A 15,882-nucleotide genomic window follows, 5' to 3' on the forward strand; every position below is an offset into this window, starting at 1 on the left:
CTCACTGCGGAGGTTTGCATGTACCACGCCCTACACGGTCGGCTGGATGCCGACGCACCCACCCTGGTACTGAGTTCGGGGCTCGGCGGTTCGGCCGGGTTCTGGGCCGGCGACCTGGCGGCGCTCGGCGAGCATTTTCGCGTCGTGACCTACGATCATGCCGGCACCGGACGCAGCCCTGCGCAATTGCCCGAGGGCTACAGCATCGAGCATATGGCCGAAGAACTGCTGGGGCTACTCGACGAACTCGGGATCGAGCGCTGCCATTTCATGGGCCATGCCCTCGGTGGCCTGGTTGGATTGGCGCTGGCCGCGCTGCAGCCCCAGCGCTTGAGCAGCCTGGTGCTGATCAATGCCTGGAGCAGCCCCAATCCACACAGTGCGCGCTGTTTTGCCGTGCGCAAGAACCTGTTGCGTAACAGTGGCGCCGAGGCCTACGTGCAGGCGCAGGCGTTGTTCCTGTACCCGGCCGACTGGATTGCCAGCAACGGTGCGCGCCTGGCCGCAGACGAGGCCCATGCGCTGGCGCATTTCCCCAGCCATGACAATCTGCTGCGGCGGATCAACGCGCTGGAAACCTTCGACATCGAATCGCGCCTGGCGGGCATCGACACGCCTGCGCTGGTGATCGCCAACCGTGACGACATGCTGGTGCCCTGGCAGCGTTCCCGGCACTTGGCCGAGCACTTGCCCAACGCCAAATTGGTGGTGCTCGAATACGGCGGACACGCCTCGAGCGTCAGCGACCCACAACCCTTTCATCACGCTGTGCTGGACTACTTTCAAGGACTCTCACTATGAACGTGCCCCATTCGATTCCCGTCGAGCGTCAAGCCTTCCGCGATGCCATGGCAGGGCTAGCCGCTGCGGTGAACGTGATCACCACCGACGGCCCCCACGGGCGGGCGGGATTCACCGCCACGGCGGTGTGCAGCGTGACCGATCAGCCACCGACGCTGCTGGTGTGCATCAATCGCGGGGCTTCGGTGTACGAGTCTTTCACAGGCAACGGCATGGTGTGCGTGAACACCCTGGGCAATGGCCAGCAAGCCCTGTCCAACGCCTTCGGCGGCAAGACTGCTCAAGAGGAGCGCTTTGCAACGGGTCACTGGAGCCAGGGGGTGACCGGCGCGCCGATTCTGGAGGGTGCCAAGCTGTCCTTCGATTGCCGGATCACCAGCAGCACCAGCGTCGGCACCCACGACATTCTCATCTGCGAGGTGCTGGACATTCGCCAGCAGAACGAAGCCGATGTGCTGGTCTATTTCGCTCGCCGCTACCACGAACTGGCGGGTACTCAAGCCAGCGTGTGAGTGGCGCGGTCAGTCAGTCAGGCTTGCTCATCAGCATGAACAGGCGGAACAGCACGACGGTGGGCAGCAACTGCAGAAAGCTGTTGACGCTGTCGACCAGCAGCCGCACCGGCGTGGGCTGGGCGTCGCTCCAGGCCATGGCACTGAGGCCGTCGAGCAGCCACAGTGGGATCATGATCGACAGCAGGGTGAACAGGATGGGCCAGAACTTGCCCTTGGTCATGTCGAAGCTTTCGCGCATGGCCTGCAGCGGGGTGAGGTTGCGCAGTACCAGCAGGTATTCGGCGAACGACAGCTTGATCATCAGGTACAGCCCCGGCAACACGAACAACCACATGCCGAACATGATCAGCAGGGTGCTGATGGCCGCCATGAGGGCGAAGCGCGGCCACAGGTGCAGGGCCTGGCTGAGCAGGTGCCGGCCCTGGGGTTCATAGCCATCGGTGCGGGCATCGAGGAACAGGATCAGCGCCGCGGTGTACAACGGATAGAACAGCAGGCCCACGGCGACGTCGTACATGACCGTGACGTCGGCGCTGCTGGCCTGGGTCACCAGTTCGCGTACCAGGGTCTCGCAGACCACCAGTGGCAGGCACAGGCGAATGATCGCCCACAGGTTGATGCGGAAGAAATAGAACGAGTCGCGCAATACGATCAGCGGGTTCATGGGGCCGGGTCACAGGTCAAAAAGCAGGTCGACACTTTAGCCGATGGTGGCGCTTTTCAACACCCGCTCGGCGCGTCGTGGAATGTGGCGGCGGGCACGGGTGAACAAATTTTAATCGCGGCCGGTCATTGAAAGACGGGGCACCAGCCCCATCATTGATGCAGAACCGACGCGTTGTGCGCCGGCATCCCCATTCTTGTGGGCAATCGAACGAGGTCGCCATGAACACTGATGAACAAAGCCTGATCGACGGTCTGTTCACCCGCCTCCAGCAGGCCGAAAAAGAGGGCAGTGCGCGCGATGTGCAGGCCGACGAGCGCATCAAAGGGCATGTCTCCGCCCAGCCCGCCGCGCCCTATTACATGGCCCAGGCGATCCTGGTCCAGGAAGCGGCGATCAAGCGCTTGAGCGAGCAGAACCAGCAGTTGCAGACCGAGTTGCAACAGGCGCGCAGTCAACCTGCTCCAGCGCAGCAGGGCGGTGGTGGTTTTCTGTCGAGCATTTTCGGCGGCGGCAACCGCGACGCGCAGCAACCGGCGCGGGCGCTGCAGCCACAGGGCAACGGCTGGCGCGAACCGGCCCGCCAGGCGCCGGCGTACCAGCCGCCACCACAGCAGAACTATGCTGCCCCGGGTGCTCAGGCGCCAGCAGGTGGCGGCTTCATGCGGGGCGCGTTGCAGACGGCTGCCGGTGTTGCCGGCGGTGTGATGCTGGCGCAGGGCATCAGCAGCCTGTTTCACCACGACAACCCGCAGGAGATCGTCGAGGTGATCAAGGAAGAACCGGCCCAGGCCAGCGACAGCGGTGGCTGGAACGACAGCGGTGACGCCCAGCAGGTGAGCAATGACAGCTGGAACGACCAGGGCGGGTTGGCGGATGCCGGTTATGACAGCAGCGGCGACAGTGGCTTCTTTTCCGACGATGATGATTTTGTGTAAGGCCTGAGGGCCATTCGCGGGCAGAGGGCTCGCCGTCCTGCCTTTACATTGTGCGGTGGAGCTTATGGCCTCTTCGCGGGCAGAGCCCGCTCCCACAAAGGCTGGCATAACTCTGTGGGAGCGGGTCTCTGCCCGCGAAGAAGCCGGCACTGACACCCCTCCTTACAGGACACCACAAATTGTGGGAGCGGGGCGGGCGGCGAGCCCTCTGCCCGCGAAGAGGCCGGCATAGTCACCCCCCTCACACATGGCACAACCCTGTGGGAGCGGGTCTCTGCCCGCGAAGAGGCCGGCACTGACAACCCATCCTCGCCCCAACACTGGCATACTGGCTCTCCAGAAGCTCAGGCGCCCAGCGCGACGAGGAAGTGCGGTGAAGAAGATCGCGGTGTTCGCCGATGTACAGAACCTTTACTACACCGTGCGCCAGGCCTACGGCTGTCATTTCAACTATGCCGCACTGTGGGCCGACATCGGCCAGCGCGGGCAGATCGTCGAGGCCTATGCCTACGCCATCGACCGTGGCGACAGCAAGCAGCAGCAGTTCCAGCAGATCCTGCGCAACCTCGGCTTCACGGTCAAACTCAAGCCCTACATCCAGCGCAGCGACGGCTCGGCCAAGGGCGACTGGGATGTGGGCATCACCATCGATATCATGGACGCCGCCGATCACGTCGACGAGATCGTGCTCGCCTCGGGCGATGGCGACTTCGACCTGCTGCTCGACCGCATCATCGGCAAGCATGGCGTCGAGGCCGTGGCCTATGGAGTGCCCGGCCTGACCGCCAACTCACTGATCCGCGCCGCCACCCGCTACGTGCCCATCGAAGGTGCGTTGCTGCTGAAGAATTGAGGTTTCACCGCTTTGGAACGCATTGCTGTCATCGACTTCGAAACCACCGGCATCTCGCCGAACATGGGTTGCCGCGCCACGGAAATCGCCGTGGTCATGCTTGAGCGCGGCGAAATCGTCGGGCGCTATCAGAGCCTGATGAACGCCGGCCTGCCCGTGCCTGGCTTCGTTGCCAGCCTGACCGGCATCACCACGGCCATGGTGCGCAAGGCGCCGCCGGCGGCCGAGGTCATGGCCGAAGTGGCCGAGTTCGTTGGCAGCACGCCGTTGCTGGCGCACAACGCCTCTTTCGACCAGAAGTTCTGGGATCACGAGCTGAGCCTGCTGCGCCGCGAGCGGGTGCAGAGCTTTGCCTGCTCGATGCTGATGGCCCGGCGCCTGTTCCCCGGCGCACCGAATCACAAGCTGGGCACCTTGACCCAGTGGGCGAAACTGCCGCACACCGGCCAGGCTCACCGGGCCATGGCCGATGCCGAGATGGCCGCCAACCTGACCCAGCACCTGGCGCTGGAGCTGCGCGAACGGCACGGGCTGGCCGAGGTGTCCCACGGGTTGTTCTGCAAGTTGCAGAAAGTGCCAATGGCGAAGATGCGCGAGGCGTTGCAGAAGCATCGGTTGGGGTAGAGCGGGAGGGCCTCTTCGCGAGCAGAGGGCTCGCCGCTTGCCCCGGTTACACCAGGAAAGAATAAAAACACACCATGGACGACCTTTGAAATGCCTGCCCAATCCCGTTTCCCCTTGTTGCTCATCGGCGCCTTTCTGGCCCTGTACTTCGTCTGGGGTTCGACCTACCTGTTCATTCGTATCGGTGTCGAGTCGTGGCCGCCGTTGCTGATGGCCGGGGTGCGCTTTCTCATCGCTGGGACGATTCTCTATGCCTTCCTGCGCCTGCGTGGCGCGCCCAACCCGACCTGGCCGCAGTGGCGCGCGGCCGGGTGCGTGGGGATCCTGTTGCTCAGTTGCGGCAACGGCGGCGTGACGGTCGCCGAACATGCGGGCGTATCGTCTGGCGTCGCGGCGCTGGCTGTGGCCACCGTGCCGTTGTTCACCCTGTTCTTCGGTCTGTTCCGCGGCCAGCGCAACACCCGCCTGGAGTGGGCCGGCATCGTTCTGGGGTTGGTCGGTATCGGCCTGCTCAACCTGGGCTCAAACCTGCAGGCGAGCCCGTTGGGCGCAGCGCTGCTGATCTTCGCCGCGGCCGCCTGGGCCTTCGGCTCGGTCTGGAGCCGCAGCCTGCCCTTGCCCCAGGGCGCCATGGCTGCGGCGGCGGAAATGCTCATCGGCGGCGCGGTGCTGCTGCTGGGCAGCCTGATCTCGGGCGAGCGCATGCAGCAATGGCCCACGCCTGCGGGCTGGGGCGCGCTGGCCTACCTTGTGTGCTTCGGCTCGATCCTGGCCTTCAGTGCCTACATGTACCTGCTCAAGCATGTGCGCCCGGCGGCGGCCACCAGCTATGCCTACGTCAACCCGGCGGTAGCCGTACTGCTGGGCATCCTGTTCGCCGGCGAGCACATCGGCGTCGAGGAATGCGTGGCCATGGCGGTGATCATCGGCGCGGTGGTGTTGATCGGCGTGCCGCAATGGCGCAAGGCGAAAGCCTAGCCAACAAGGTAAACTGCCGGCCATTGCGAAACATCTTCTGACGGTAGACCCATGACATTCGCCACCCTTGGCCTGATCGAACCCCTGCAACGCGCCCTTGAAACGCTTGGCTACCAGACGCCGACCCCGGTGCAGGCGCAGGCCATTCCCGCAGTGCTGGCGGGTCGCGACCTGATGGCCGCCGCCCAGACCGGCACTGGCAAGACCGCCGGTTTTGCCTTGCCGTTGCTGCAGTTGCTGGCCATGGAAGGGCCCAAGGTGGCAAGCAACTCGGTGCGTGCCCTGGTGCTGTGCCCCACGCGCGAGCTGGCCGAGCAGGTTCACGCCAATATCGTCGAGTACGGCGAGCACCTGCCGTTGAGCACCTATGCGGTGTACGGCGGCGTGAGCATCAATCCGCAGATGATGAAACTGCGCAAGGGCGTCGATCTGCTGGTCGCCACACCGGGGCGCCTGCTCGATCTGTACCGACAGAACGCGGTCAAGTTCTCCCAGTTGCAGACCCTGGTGCTGGACGAGGCCGACCGCATGCTCGACCTGGGCTTTTCCGAGGAGCTGCGGGATATCTACGCGGCCCTACCGAAGAAGCGCCAGACCTTGCTGTTCTCGGCGACCTTTTCCGATTCCATCCGCCTGCTTGCCGGGCAGATGCTCAACGACCCGCTGAGCATCGAAGTCAGCCCGCGCAACGTCGCCGCCAGCTCGGTGCAGCAGTGGATCGTCCCGGTGGACAAGAAGCGCAAGGCGGAGCTGTTCTGCCATCTGCTGAAGAAGCAGCGCTGGAAGCAGGTGCTGGTGTTCGCCAAGACTCGTAACGGCGTGGACGCGCTGGTCGAGAAGCTGCAGGGTCTGGGCATCAACGCCGACGGCATCCACGGCGACAAGCCCCAGGCCACGCGCCAGCGTGCGCTGGATCGCTTCAAGGCTTCAGAGGTGCAGATCCTGGTGGCCACCGATGTCGCCGCGCGCGGGCTGGACATCGACGATTTGCCCCTGGTGGTCAACTTCGACCTGCCGATCGTGGCCGAAGACTACATTCATCGCATCGGCCGTACCGGCCGGGCGGGGGCCACGGGGGAAGCGATCTCGCTGGTCTGCGCCGACGAAGTGCAGTTGCTGTCGGCCATTGAGACACTGACCCGGCAGACGTTGAAGCGCGTCGACGAACCGGACTTCGTGCCTGACCACCGAGTGCCGGACACCGATGCCAGCGGTCAGGTGGTGAAGAAGCCGAAAAAACCGAAGAAGCCCAAGGTCAGCGGTAGCAAGAAGAACCTGGGTAAGTGGGTCGACAGCGGTGATTCACCGGTGGATGCGACTCCTGTGGTCAAGCCGGTGCGCAAGGTGCCGGTGTTCAATACAGGGCCGCGCAAGCGTAAGCCTTGAGTATGTGGGGGGCTTGAGGGCCTCTTCGCGGGCAGAGGGCTCGCCGCCCGCCCCGATCCCACAGGGTTGCGCCGGACTATGTGGGAGCGGGCTCTGCCCGCGAAGAGGCCCCTGAGGCAAACACTATTCCCGCGCCAACCACTCCAGAACGCCATGCGCCGCCCGCCGCCCGCTGGCGAAACAGGCCGTCAGCAGATAGCCCCCGGTTGGCGCTTCCCAGTCCAGCATTTCACCCGCACAGAACGTACCCGGCACATCTTTAAGCATCAGTTGCCGATCCAGCCCCTGCAAGTCCACCCCGCCCGCTGTACTGATCGCTTCATCCAGCGGCCTGGCACGAACTAGTGTCAACGGCAACGCCTTGATCGCCAGGGTCAGTGCATCGAGGTCGGCGAAGGTCGGCGCATCGGTCAGTTCACGCAGCAGACCGGCTTTCACGCCTTCCAGGCCCAGTTGCCCCTGCAGGTGCCGGGCCATGGACTTGGATCCCCGTGGTTTGTGCAACGCCGCACGGACTTTATCCACAGGCCGATCCGGCAGCAGGTCGAGATACACGGTCGCTTTTCCCGTGCGGTTGATCGCCTCGCGAATCCCGGCTGACAGTGCATACACCAGGCTGCCTTCCACACCGGTTTCAGTCAGCACGAACTCGCCAGTGCGCAACGGCTCGCCAGCCAGCCCGAGGGCGACGTTCTTCAGCGGTGCACCGGCGAATTTCTCCTGCAACACCGCGCTCCAGCCCGGGACCTCGAAGCCGCAGTTGGAGGGTTGCAGCGGCTTGATCGGTACACCGCGCCCTTGCAGCCACGGCACCCAGGCGCCGTCGGAACCCAGCCGCGCCCAACTGGCACCACCCAACGCCAGCACTGTGGCAGCGGGCTGCACAGCCCATTCGCCTTCCGGACCGCTGATGCGCAAGCTGCCATCATCGTTCCATCCCAGCCAGCGGTGCCGGGTGTGGATAACTACACCGGCCTCACGCAGGCGCTTGAGCCAGGCACGCAGCAGCGGTGCAGCCTTCATGTCGGTGGGAAACACCCGCCCGGAGGTGCCGACGAAAGTCTGGATGCCCAGCCCGTGAATCCATTCGCGCAGCCGTGGGCCATCGAATGGAGCCAGCCATTCCCCCACTGCTTGCGCGCGTTCGGCGTAGCGAGCGACGAAGGCGGGCTGGGGCTCGGAATGGGTGATGTTCATGCCACCGACGCCAGCGAGCAGGAATTTGCGGCCCACCGAGGGCATGCCGTCGTAGACGTCGACAGCCACGCCGGCCAGGCTCAGCACTTCGGCGGCCATCAGGCCCGCCGGGCCGCCGCCGATCACGGCAACGCGAGTGGAAGAAGAGTGCATGGAAACGGATCGACAGAGAAAGAGGGCGAATTCTACACGGCCCGTTCCGGTCCTGTATTCACGCGTGCCACTGATCAAAATTTGATCGACGCTCTGAAAGCCTTGCTGCATGCCGCCTGTAGCCTGTTTTGCGCAGGTTATCCACATGCGGCTGCACAGGGGATGTGAGTAACTCGCGTAATGTGTGCAAAAACGGCCTGCAAAGCTGATCAAAAAATGATCGCATCGCGCAAACCCCCGGCTACGCGGGCCGTCAGCCGCTTATGCGCAGATTATCCACAGGCGGTTGCACAGCCAATGTGTGTAACTTATCCACTGGCTGCCGCGATGTGCATAACTCACACGGTCAGGAAAAACACCATCAGCAAAGGTCCGATCACGGTCAACAGAAACCCGCTGACCAGCGCCACGGGCAGCAATTCGGGCGGGCACTTCTGCTTGACGATCGGCAAAGTCGAATCCAGCGACGTGGCGCCGCCCGCGGCGATGCATTGCAAGGGTCGCCGGGCACCCAGGCTGTACAGCAAACCGATGGCGAGGATCTCGCGAAACAGGTCGGTCAACAGGGCCATGGCGCCGAACGCTTCACCGGCATGATGGCCCACCATCACTCCGGACAGGGTGAACCAGCCGAAGCCACTGGACAGCGCCAGGGAGATAGCCAACGGCTGGCCGGTGGCCCAAGCCGCCAGCAGGCCGCCGAGCAGCGAACCGATCACCACCATGGCGGGAATCTTCAAGGTGCGCAGCGAGTACCACGACGGGTCGGGCCTGACCCCGTAGAGGTCCAGCCCGACCAGCACGATCAGTACATAGAGGAAGTAGCTGGTCGAAGGCCAGCCAAACCCCGAGCCGTCGGCCGCGCCCCACAGGTGATACATGCCAACGCCCAGGGCCAGGGCCAGCAGGGCGATCAGGCATTCCTTGAGCGGCGGGATGATGCCTGCCAGCCCTTGGCGGTCCGACGTCGGGCGTACCACGGTGGCATTGGCACCCCACGACAGCAGCAACCACGGCACGGCGGTCGTGAGCAGGGCGAAGACCAGTGCGGTGAGCGCCGATTCACGCGCCGAGTTCAGGGCGCCCAGGACGTTGCCGAATTCGTAGCCGATGGAGAACAGCAGCAGCCAGATGAACGGGGTGATCAGCTTCACCAGGCGCCGGCGCAGTTCGGGGCTGATGAAGATTGCCAGCACCCAGCCGCCGGCCAGTGCCAGCAGGATGGGCAGGAGTGAAGCTACTATCGAGAGCATTGTCGCAAGCCTTGTCGAAAATCCATGGAGTGCCTGTGTGCCGAAGGCCGGCATTATTCCAGATGCGCGACCCGTCTGGCTGGGCTTTTTCCATGTCGCGGCACCCGGGCCAGGACCCGGTGCCGCCTGCTGCCGTCGGACCGGCAGCCATCGCTCAGTCGTCGGTCTGGATACGCCCGATCAGGGCGCCTGCCTCGAAGTAGTCACCGGCTTGCTGGCCAATCTGCACGCGACCTGCACAGGGCGCCAGCACCGAGGTTTCCATCTTCATCGCTTCCACCACGGCCACCACCTGCCCGCTGGAAACGTCGGCACCGTCTTCCACTACCCAGGTGTGCAGGTTACCCGCCACTGGAGTAAGCAGCGCCTGGGCGTCCACCTCTGCCGCAGCCGAAGCTTGTGCCTGGGCAGCGGGTGCCGCGTCCAGGCTCATGCCACGCAGCAATGCAGCAGGTAGACCAAGCGCGTGGCGCTTGCCGTCGATCTCGACGAAGGTGCGCAGGATGTCCGCGTCGGCCACCGGTTCAGCCCGCGGCGCCAGGGTGATGGATTCGGCGAAGTCGGTTTCGATCCAGCGCGTGTGCACGGCGAAGCGCTCGGGGGCGGTGAAATCCGCGTGATCCATCACGGCGCGATGAAACGGCAGCACCGAGGCGATGCCTTTGATGTGAAACTCGGCCAAGGCGCGTCGGGCGCGGGCAATGGCCTGCTCACGGGTGGCGCCGGTGACGATGAGCTTGGCCATCATCGAGTCGAAGTGGCTGGGCACGCTCGACCCGCTGACCACACCGCTGTCCAGGCGCACGCCGGGGCCGAATGGCGGAAGGAACTCACCGATCTGGCCGGGTGTGGGCAGGAAGCCCTTGCCCGGGTCTTCGGCGTTGATGCGGAATTCGAAGCTGTGGCCTCGCGGCACGGGCGTTTCGGTGAACGACAGCGGCAAGCCGTCGGCGATCCGCAGTTGCTCGATCACCAGGTCCACGCCAGTGGTTTCTTCGGTGACCGGGTGTTCGACCTGCAGGCGCGTGTTCACCTCCAGGAACGACAGGGTGCCATCCTGGCTGAGCAGGAACTCGACCGTACCGGCACCGACGTACCCGGCCTTGGCGCAGATGTCGCGGGCTGCCTGGTGGATACGCTCGCGCTGCTGTTCACTGATGAACGGCGCGGGCGCCTCTTCCACCAGCTTCTGGTTGCGGCGTTGTAGGGAGCAGTCGCGCGTGCCCACGACCACGACCTGGCCGTGCTGGTCGGCCAGGATCTGCGCTTCGATGTGCCGCGGGCGGTCGAGAAACTGTTCGACGTAGCATTCACCGCGGCCGAAGGCGGCCTCGGCCTCGCGTACCGCCGAGGCGAACAGCTCCGTCACTTCGTCCAGACGCCAGGCGACTTTCATGCCGCGTCCGCCACCGCCGAACGCGGCCTTGATGGCGATCGGCAGGCCGTGCTGCTCGGCGAAGGCCAGCACCTCCTCGGCGCTTTCCACCGGCCCCGGCGTACCGGCCACCAGAGGTGCACCCACGGCCTGGGCGATCTTGCGGGCTTCGACCTTGTCGCCCAACACGTCGATGGTCTCGGGGTTGGGGCCGACCCAGATCAGCCCGGCCTCGATGACCGCGCGGGCGAAATCGGCCCGCTCCGAGAGGAAGCCATAGCCGGGGTGCACGGCATCGGCGCCGCTGCGCTTGGCCACGGCCAGCAACTTCTCGATGTTCAGGTAGGTTTCGGCAGGTCGCTGGCCGTCGAGCCCATAGGCTTCGTCGGCGTGGCGCACGTGCAAGGCGTCGATGTCGGCATCGGCATACACCGCCACGCACTGCACGCCGTGGTCGCGGCAGGCACGGGCGATGCGCACGGCGATCTCGCCGCGGTTGGCAATCAGGAGCTTTTTCATGGAAGTCTTTCCACATCGGCAGGTGAAGAGGGGGCTGGCACGGTGGCGTCTATTTCTTCGAAGGGGGCCACCGGGTTGAAGCGAATCCAGGCGTTGACCGGTATCTGTCCTGCCAGATCGAGATGATAGTTGGCGACCACGGCAATCACCGGGTAGCCGCCGGTCAGCGGGTGGTCGGCGAGGAATAGCACGGGCTGGCCGCTGGCGGGCACCTGGATCGCGCCCACGGCGGTGCCTTCGCTGGGCAGTTCCTGGTGATTGCTACGCTCCAGCGGCGTTTCACCGGCCAGGCGAATGCCGACGCGGTTGGACTGTGCGGTGACCTGCCACGGCTGGCTGCTCAGGCGCTCGATGGCGTCGGCGCTGAACCAGTCGCTGCGCGGGCCCATCAACACATCCAGGGTGACGGTGTCGGCGGTTTTCGGCAGAACGAACGCAGGGGCTTCACTGAGCGATACGCTGGTGCCGCCCGTTGGCGGCGTGAACCCCAAGTGGTCGCCGGTGGCCAGGGCGGGCGGGCCGACCTGGGCCAGGGTGTCGGTCGACAGGCTGCCGAGCACCGGCGCCACGTCGAACCCCCCGCGGATCGCCAGGTAGCTGCGCAGCCCGGCGCTGGGCGCGCCCAGGGTGATGGTGTCGCCCGGCGCCAGCTCGATGGGCCGATAGTTGTCCACAGGCCATTGCAGGCCACTGGCGCTGGTGAGGGTGACCGGGGTCTGTGCGCCGGTGACGGCGATCACCGCGTGGCCATGGCAGGTGAAGCGCAGGCCGCCGAGCACGGTTTCCACGCAGGCCATGTCCGAGCGGTTGCCGACTGCGCGGTTGGCGGCGCGCAGGGCGCCCAGGTCCAGCGCGCCGGAGCGGGACACGCCCTGGCCGGTCTGGCCGATGCGCCCAGTGTCCTGCAGTACGCTGTGCAGGCCGGGGCTGAGAATCTTCAGGTACGCACCGCTCGGCGGCAAGGCCGCGGCGGGCACAGCCGGTGCGGGCAGGCCGCTTGCAGGCAGAGGCCCGGCATCGACGAAACGCACCTTGTAACCGGGCCGCAACAGCGCCGGTTCGGCGCGCTCCAGGTCCCACATCTGCAAAGGCGTAACGCCGATGATCTGCCAGCCACCGGGGCTGGCCTTGGGGTAGATGCCACTGAATTCACCTGCCAGCGCCACGGCACCCGCAGGGATGCGCGTGCGCGGTGTCTTCCGGCGCGGCACCTGGAATCCGGCACCGCCGGTCAGGTAGCCGAAGCCAGGGGCGAAGCCACAAAAGGCGACGCTGTAGTCGTGGGCGGTGTGGCGGCCTATCACTTCCTCACGGCTGATCTGCAACAGCGCGGCCACCTCGTCGAGGTCCTCGCCGTTGTAGTGCACCGGGATCTCCACCCGCCGCTGCTCGACGGCACGGCGCTGGCTGGCATCGCGCCGGGCCAGTTGATCGACCAGCGCCTGGCGAGTGATGGCGCTGGGACGGAACTGGATCAGCAGCGTCCGCGCGGCCGGAATGATTTCTTCCACGCCGGCGATCGGTTCGGCGCTCAAGGCATCGAACAGAGCCAGGGTCTGCTCGAGGTCGTCGAGCTCGACCAGCAGGGTGTCCAGGTTGACCGGTAGAAAACGCACGGCAATCTCCTAGACGTGGTACGTGCTGTCTGGCACGTCAGTGATGAACATATGGCCCGGCGAATGGGTGATGGCGAACGGCACTCCCGAGGCCATGACCGCTGCCTGGGGCGTGACACCACAGGCCCAGAACACCGGTACTTCGCCCGGTTCGATGCGCACGGCGTCGCCGAAGTCGGGACGGGCCAGATCGGCGATGCCCAGCAGCGCCGGATCGCCCACGTGCACCGGCGCGCCATGCACCGAGGGATAGCGGGCGGTGATGGTGCAGGCTTCCGCCACCCGGTCGGCGCGGATAGGGCGCATGGACACCACCATGTCACCGCGCAGCCGCCCGGCAGGGCGGCAGGCACGGTTGCTCAGGTACATCGGCACGTTGCTGCCATCGGCGATGTGCCGGACTTCGATGCCCGCTTCCTGCAGCGCGGTTTCGAAGGTGAAGCTGCAACCGATGAGAAAGGTCACCATGTCGTCGTGCTCGGCCCAGGCGTGGCGGGCGTCGCTGACTTCTTCGACCAATTGGCCGTTGCGCCAGACACGGTACAGGGGCAGGTCGGTGCGCAGGTCTGCGCCCTCGGCCAGTACGGTGTGCGGGCTGCCGGCATCGGTGACGTCGAGAATGGGGCAGGCTTTTGGATTGCGCTGGGCGTACAGCAGAAAATCATAGGCCCAGTCGCGGGGCAGGGCGATCAGGTTGGCCTGGGTCATGCCTGGGGCGATGCCGGCGGAAGGCGCCACCCGCCCGCCGCGGTAGTCGGCGCGGGCTGCCCGAGCGGCTTCGATGGCGCTCTTCGCCGCGCGTTCGAGTGCGCTCATGGTCGGCCTCCGGCAAACGGCTGCAGTTGCATGTTCGCCTGCTCCAGCACGCGCCGCAGTTCGCGGGCCATGGCCACGGCGGCCGGGCTGTCGCCGTGCACGCAAATGGAGTCGGCCTGGATGCGGGTGATGCTGCCGTCGATGGCCTCAAGGGTGCCTTCCTCGACCAGGCGCAGCATGCGTTGGCCGATCAGTTGCGGATCGTGCAGCACGGCACCGGGCTCGCGACGCGACACCAAGGTGCCTTCAGGCGTGTAGGCGCGATCGGCGAAGGCTTCGGCGACGCACGTCAGGCCTTCTTCACGGGCCAGTTCGATCAGGCTCGAACCGGCCAGGGCCACCAGTACCAGGCCAGGGTCGACCACGCGGATCGCGGCGATCACGGCCAGCGCCTGGCGGCGATCGTGGGCGATGGTGTTGTACAGGGCGCCATGGGGCTTGACGTAGCTGACGCAGGTGCCCGCGGCCTGGGCCAGACCCTGCAGCGCGCCGATCTGGTAGATAACGTCGGCGGTCAGCTCGTCGCTGGCCACGTCCATGTTGCGCCGACCGAAACCGACCTTGTCCGGGTAGGACACATGGGCGCCGATGCTGACCTGCCTGGCCGCAGCCGCCTTGAGGGTGCGCAGGATGCCGGCCGGATCGCCCGCATGGAAGCCGCAGGCGACATTGGCGCTGGTCACGATGTCGAGCATGGCGTCATCGTCGCCCATGCTCCAGGCGCCGAAGCTTTCACCCAGGTCGCTGTTGATATCTATCGTTGGCATTGCAAGAGCTCCTTTGGCGCGGGGCCTCAAACGATCTTCAGGAAGGCGAAGATCGGCCCGATGGATTTGATTGCCATGTACCAGGTCAGCAAGCAGGTCAGCGCACCCAGCACTAGCAACCAGCGCGGGTAATGGTAGCCGCCCATGAGGTCGGACCGGCGCCAGCCCACATAGATGAAGATGCTCAAACCGATGGGCAGGATCAAACCATTGAAGCCGCCCGCGAACAGCAGCAGCGCAGCAGGGGCGGTGCCCATCAGCACGTAAATGAGCAGCGACACCGCGATGAATACGGTGGTGGCATGGTTGCGCGCTCGCTCGGTGATGTCAGGCGAGAACACTGTGATGAAGGAAATGGACGTATAGGCGGCACCGATCACGCTGGTGATCGCGGCGGCCCAGAGAATCAGACCGAAGATGCGCAGGCCAAACTGTCCGGCGGTTGCCTGGAAGGCCTGCGCCGCAGGGTTGGCACCCTGGCCCGAGGTGTCGATGGCCACGCCGCTGGCGACCACGCCAAGGATGGCGAGAAACAAGATGTAGCGCATCAGGCCGGTGACCATGATGCCGCTCAAGGCTGCCTTGTTCACGGCCTGGAGGTTTTCAATCCCGGTGGTGCCACGGTCCAGAAGGCGGTGCGCCCCGGCATAGGTGATGTAGCCACCCACCGTGCCACCGACGATGGTGGTGATGATGGCGAAATCCACTGTGTCGGGCAGTACGGTCTGGTACAGCGCCTGGCCCAGTGGAGGGTTGGAGGCGAAGGCAACGAACAGGGTCATGCCAATCATCACCAGGCCCAGCACGACGATCATCCGGTCGACCGCCAGGCCAGCACGGCGCGACATGAAGATGCCGATGGCCAGCAGTGCACTCAGGGCACCGCCCCATTTGGGGTCCAGCCCCATCAGCGCATTCAGGCCCAGCCCGGCGCCGGCAATGTTGCCGACGTTGAACACCACGCCGCCGAAAATCACCAGTACCGCCAGCAGGTAGCCGCTGCCGGGGATCGCTTTGTTGGCCACATCCGCCGCGCGCATGCGCGTCAGTGTGACGATCCGCCAGATATTGAGCTGGACCACGAAGTCGATGAGGATCGAAGCCAGGATGCCGAACGCGAACGCCGCGCCCATCTTGGCCGTGAAGGTTGCGGTCTGGGTGATGAAGCCTGGGCCGATGGCCGAGGTGGCCATCATGAAGATCGCGGCAATCAGGGAAGAGCGACGCGCCTTAGTGAAATCCTTGGCGGTCTGTGTCACGGCTGTGTGTGTCACGGCATCGTTCCTGCGATGGGGGATGCAGGTGGTAGAGCAATCAACATGCCAACGCCGGGATAACAGGCCGAGAGTGTTGATCTGCATGGCTTGGATTGTTCAACAATAAATACAGATATGACCCACAATGTGCACCACTTTGTAACGTTTCTG

At 65.2% G+C, this 15,882-nt stretch carries 15 protein-coding genes; 7 read left to right on the top strand and 8 right to left on the bottom strand.

Going from position 1 to position 15,882, the window contains the following annotated elements:
• Window positions 1–18: 18 nt before the first annotated feature.
• Window positions 19–801: a pyrimidine utilization protein D gene (gene rutD, locus LT40_RS19085; RefSeq protein ID WP_043192725.1), complete on the top strand. Its 783-nt coding sequence runs from the start codon at window positions 19–21 to the stop codon at window positions 799–801.
• Window positions 798–1,313 carry an NADH-dependent FMN reductase RutF gene (rutF, locus tag LT40_RS19090; RefSeq protein WP_043192726.1) on the top strand — a complete coding sequence of 172 codons (516 nt, stop codon included), beginning with the start codon at window positions 798–800 and terminating at the stop codon, window positions 1,311–1,313. The genes rutD and rutF overlap by 4 nt, the downstream gene beginning before the upstream one ends.
• A 13-nt stretch (window positions 1,314–1,326) precedes the next feature.
• On the opposite strand, the gene LT40_RS19095 is transcribed toward rutF, so the two are convergent.
• Entirely contained in the window at window positions 1,327–1,980 is a 654-nt protein-coding gene (locus tag LT40_RS19095; protein ID WP_043192728.1) for a YciC family protein, read from the bottom strand.
• 221 nt (window positions 1,981–2,201) lie between these two features.
• Between LT40_RS19095 and LT40_RS19100 the strand changes: the two genes are divergently transcribed.
• The 5 genes from LT40_RS19100 to LT40_RS19120 all read left to right on the top strand — a co-directional run bounded on the left by LT40_RS19100 (window position 2,202) and on the right by LT40_RS19120 (window position 6,759).
• Window positions 2,202–2,918, top strand: coding sequence for a DUF2076 domain-containing protein (locus tag LT40_RS19100; protein WP_043192731.1), 717 nt, complete (start codon window positions 2,202–2,204; stop codon window positions 2,916–2,918).
• A 373-nt stretch (window positions 2,919–3,291) separates the two neighbouring features.
• Window positions 3,292–3,771 carry a LabA-like NYN domain-containing protein gene (locus LT40_RS19105; protein WP_043192734.1) on the top strand — a complete coding sequence of 160 codons (480 nt, stop codon included), beginning with the start codon at window positions 3,292–3,294 and terminating at the stop codon, window positions 3,769–3,771.
• A 12-nt stretch (window positions 3,772–3,783) separates the two neighbouring features.
• Entirely contained in the window at window positions 3,784–4,395 is a 612-nt protein-coding gene (locus tag LT40_RS19110) for a 3'-5' exonuclease (protein WP_043192736.1), read from the top strand.
• Between the two features lie 90 nt (window positions 4,396–4,485).
• Window positions 4,486–5,373 carry a drug/metabolite exporter YedA gene (gene yedA / locus LT40_RS19115; RefSeq protein ID WP_043192738.1) on the top strand — a complete coding sequence of 296 codons (888 nt, stop codon included), beginning with the start codon at window positions 4,486–4,488 and terminating at the stop codon, window positions 5,371–5,373.
• 51 nt (window positions 5,374–5,424) lie between these two features.
• Entirely contained in the window at window positions 5,425–6,759 is a 1,335-nt protein-coding gene (locus LT40_RS19120) for an RNA helicase RhlE1 (RefSeq protein ID WP_043192739.1), read from the top strand.
• A gap of 123 nt (window positions 6,760–6,882) precedes the next feature.
• On the opposite strand, the gene LT40_RS19125 is transcribed toward LT40_RS19120, so the two are convergent.
• From LT40_RS19125 to LT40_RS19155, 7 genes are all read right to left on the bottom strand, one after another.
• Entirely contained in the window at window positions 6,883–8,109 is a 1,227-nt protein-coding gene (locus tag LT40_RS19125; RefSeq protein ID WP_043192741.1) for a TIGR03862 family flavoprotein, read from the bottom strand.
• A gap of 338 nt (window positions 8,110–8,447) precedes the next feature.
• Window positions 8,448–9,362, bottom strand: a complete 915-nt coding sequence (locus LT40_RS19130; RefSeq protein WP_043192743.1) for a LysO family transporter — start codon at window positions 9,360–9,362, stop codon at window positions 8,448–8,450.
• A 154-nt stretch (window positions 9,363–9,516) separates the two neighbouring features.
• Window positions 9,517–11,256 (bottom strand): acetyl/propionyl/methylcrotonyl-CoA carboxylase subunit alpha, encoded by a 1,740-nt coding sequence (locus LT40_RS19135; protein WP_043192744.1) that lies wholly within the window; start codon window positions 11,254–11,256, stop codon window positions 9,517–9,519.
• A complete protein-coding gene (locus LT40_RS19140) occupies window positions 11,253–12,872 on the bottom strand; it encodes a 5-oxoprolinase subunit B/C family protein (RefSeq protein WP_043192746.1) in 1,620 nt (539 codons plus the stop codon). The genes LT40_RS19135 and LT40_RS19140 overlap by 4 nt, the downstream gene beginning before the upstream one ends.
• Before the next feature lie 9 nt (window positions 12,873–12,881).
• A complete protein-coding gene (locus LT40_RS19145; protein ID WP_043192748.1) occupies window positions 12,882–13,688 on the bottom strand; it encodes a putative hydro-lyase in 807 nt (268 codons plus the stop codon).
• Window positions 13,685–14,455, bottom strand: a complete 771-nt coding sequence (locus LT40_RS19150; protein WP_043192749.1) for a LamB/YcsF family protein — start codon at window positions 14,453–14,455, stop codon at window positions 13,685–13,687. Before LT40_RS19150 ends, LT40_RS19145 begins: the two co-directional genes overlap by 4 nt.
• A gap of 26 nt (window positions 14,456–14,481) precedes the next feature.
• A complete protein-coding gene (locus tag LT40_RS19155) occupies window positions 14,482–15,714 on the bottom strand; it encodes an NRAMP family divalent metal transporter (protein ID WP_043193840.1) in 1,233 nt (410 codons plus the stop codon).
• Window positions 15,715–15,882: the final 168 nt, after the last annotated feature.

The organism is Pseudomonas rhizosphaerae, assembly GCF_000761155.1.
GTDB classification, from domain to species: Bacteria; Pseudomonadota; Gammaproteobacteria; order Pseudomonadales; family Pseudomonadaceae; genus Aquipseudomonas; species Aquipseudomonas rhizosphaerae.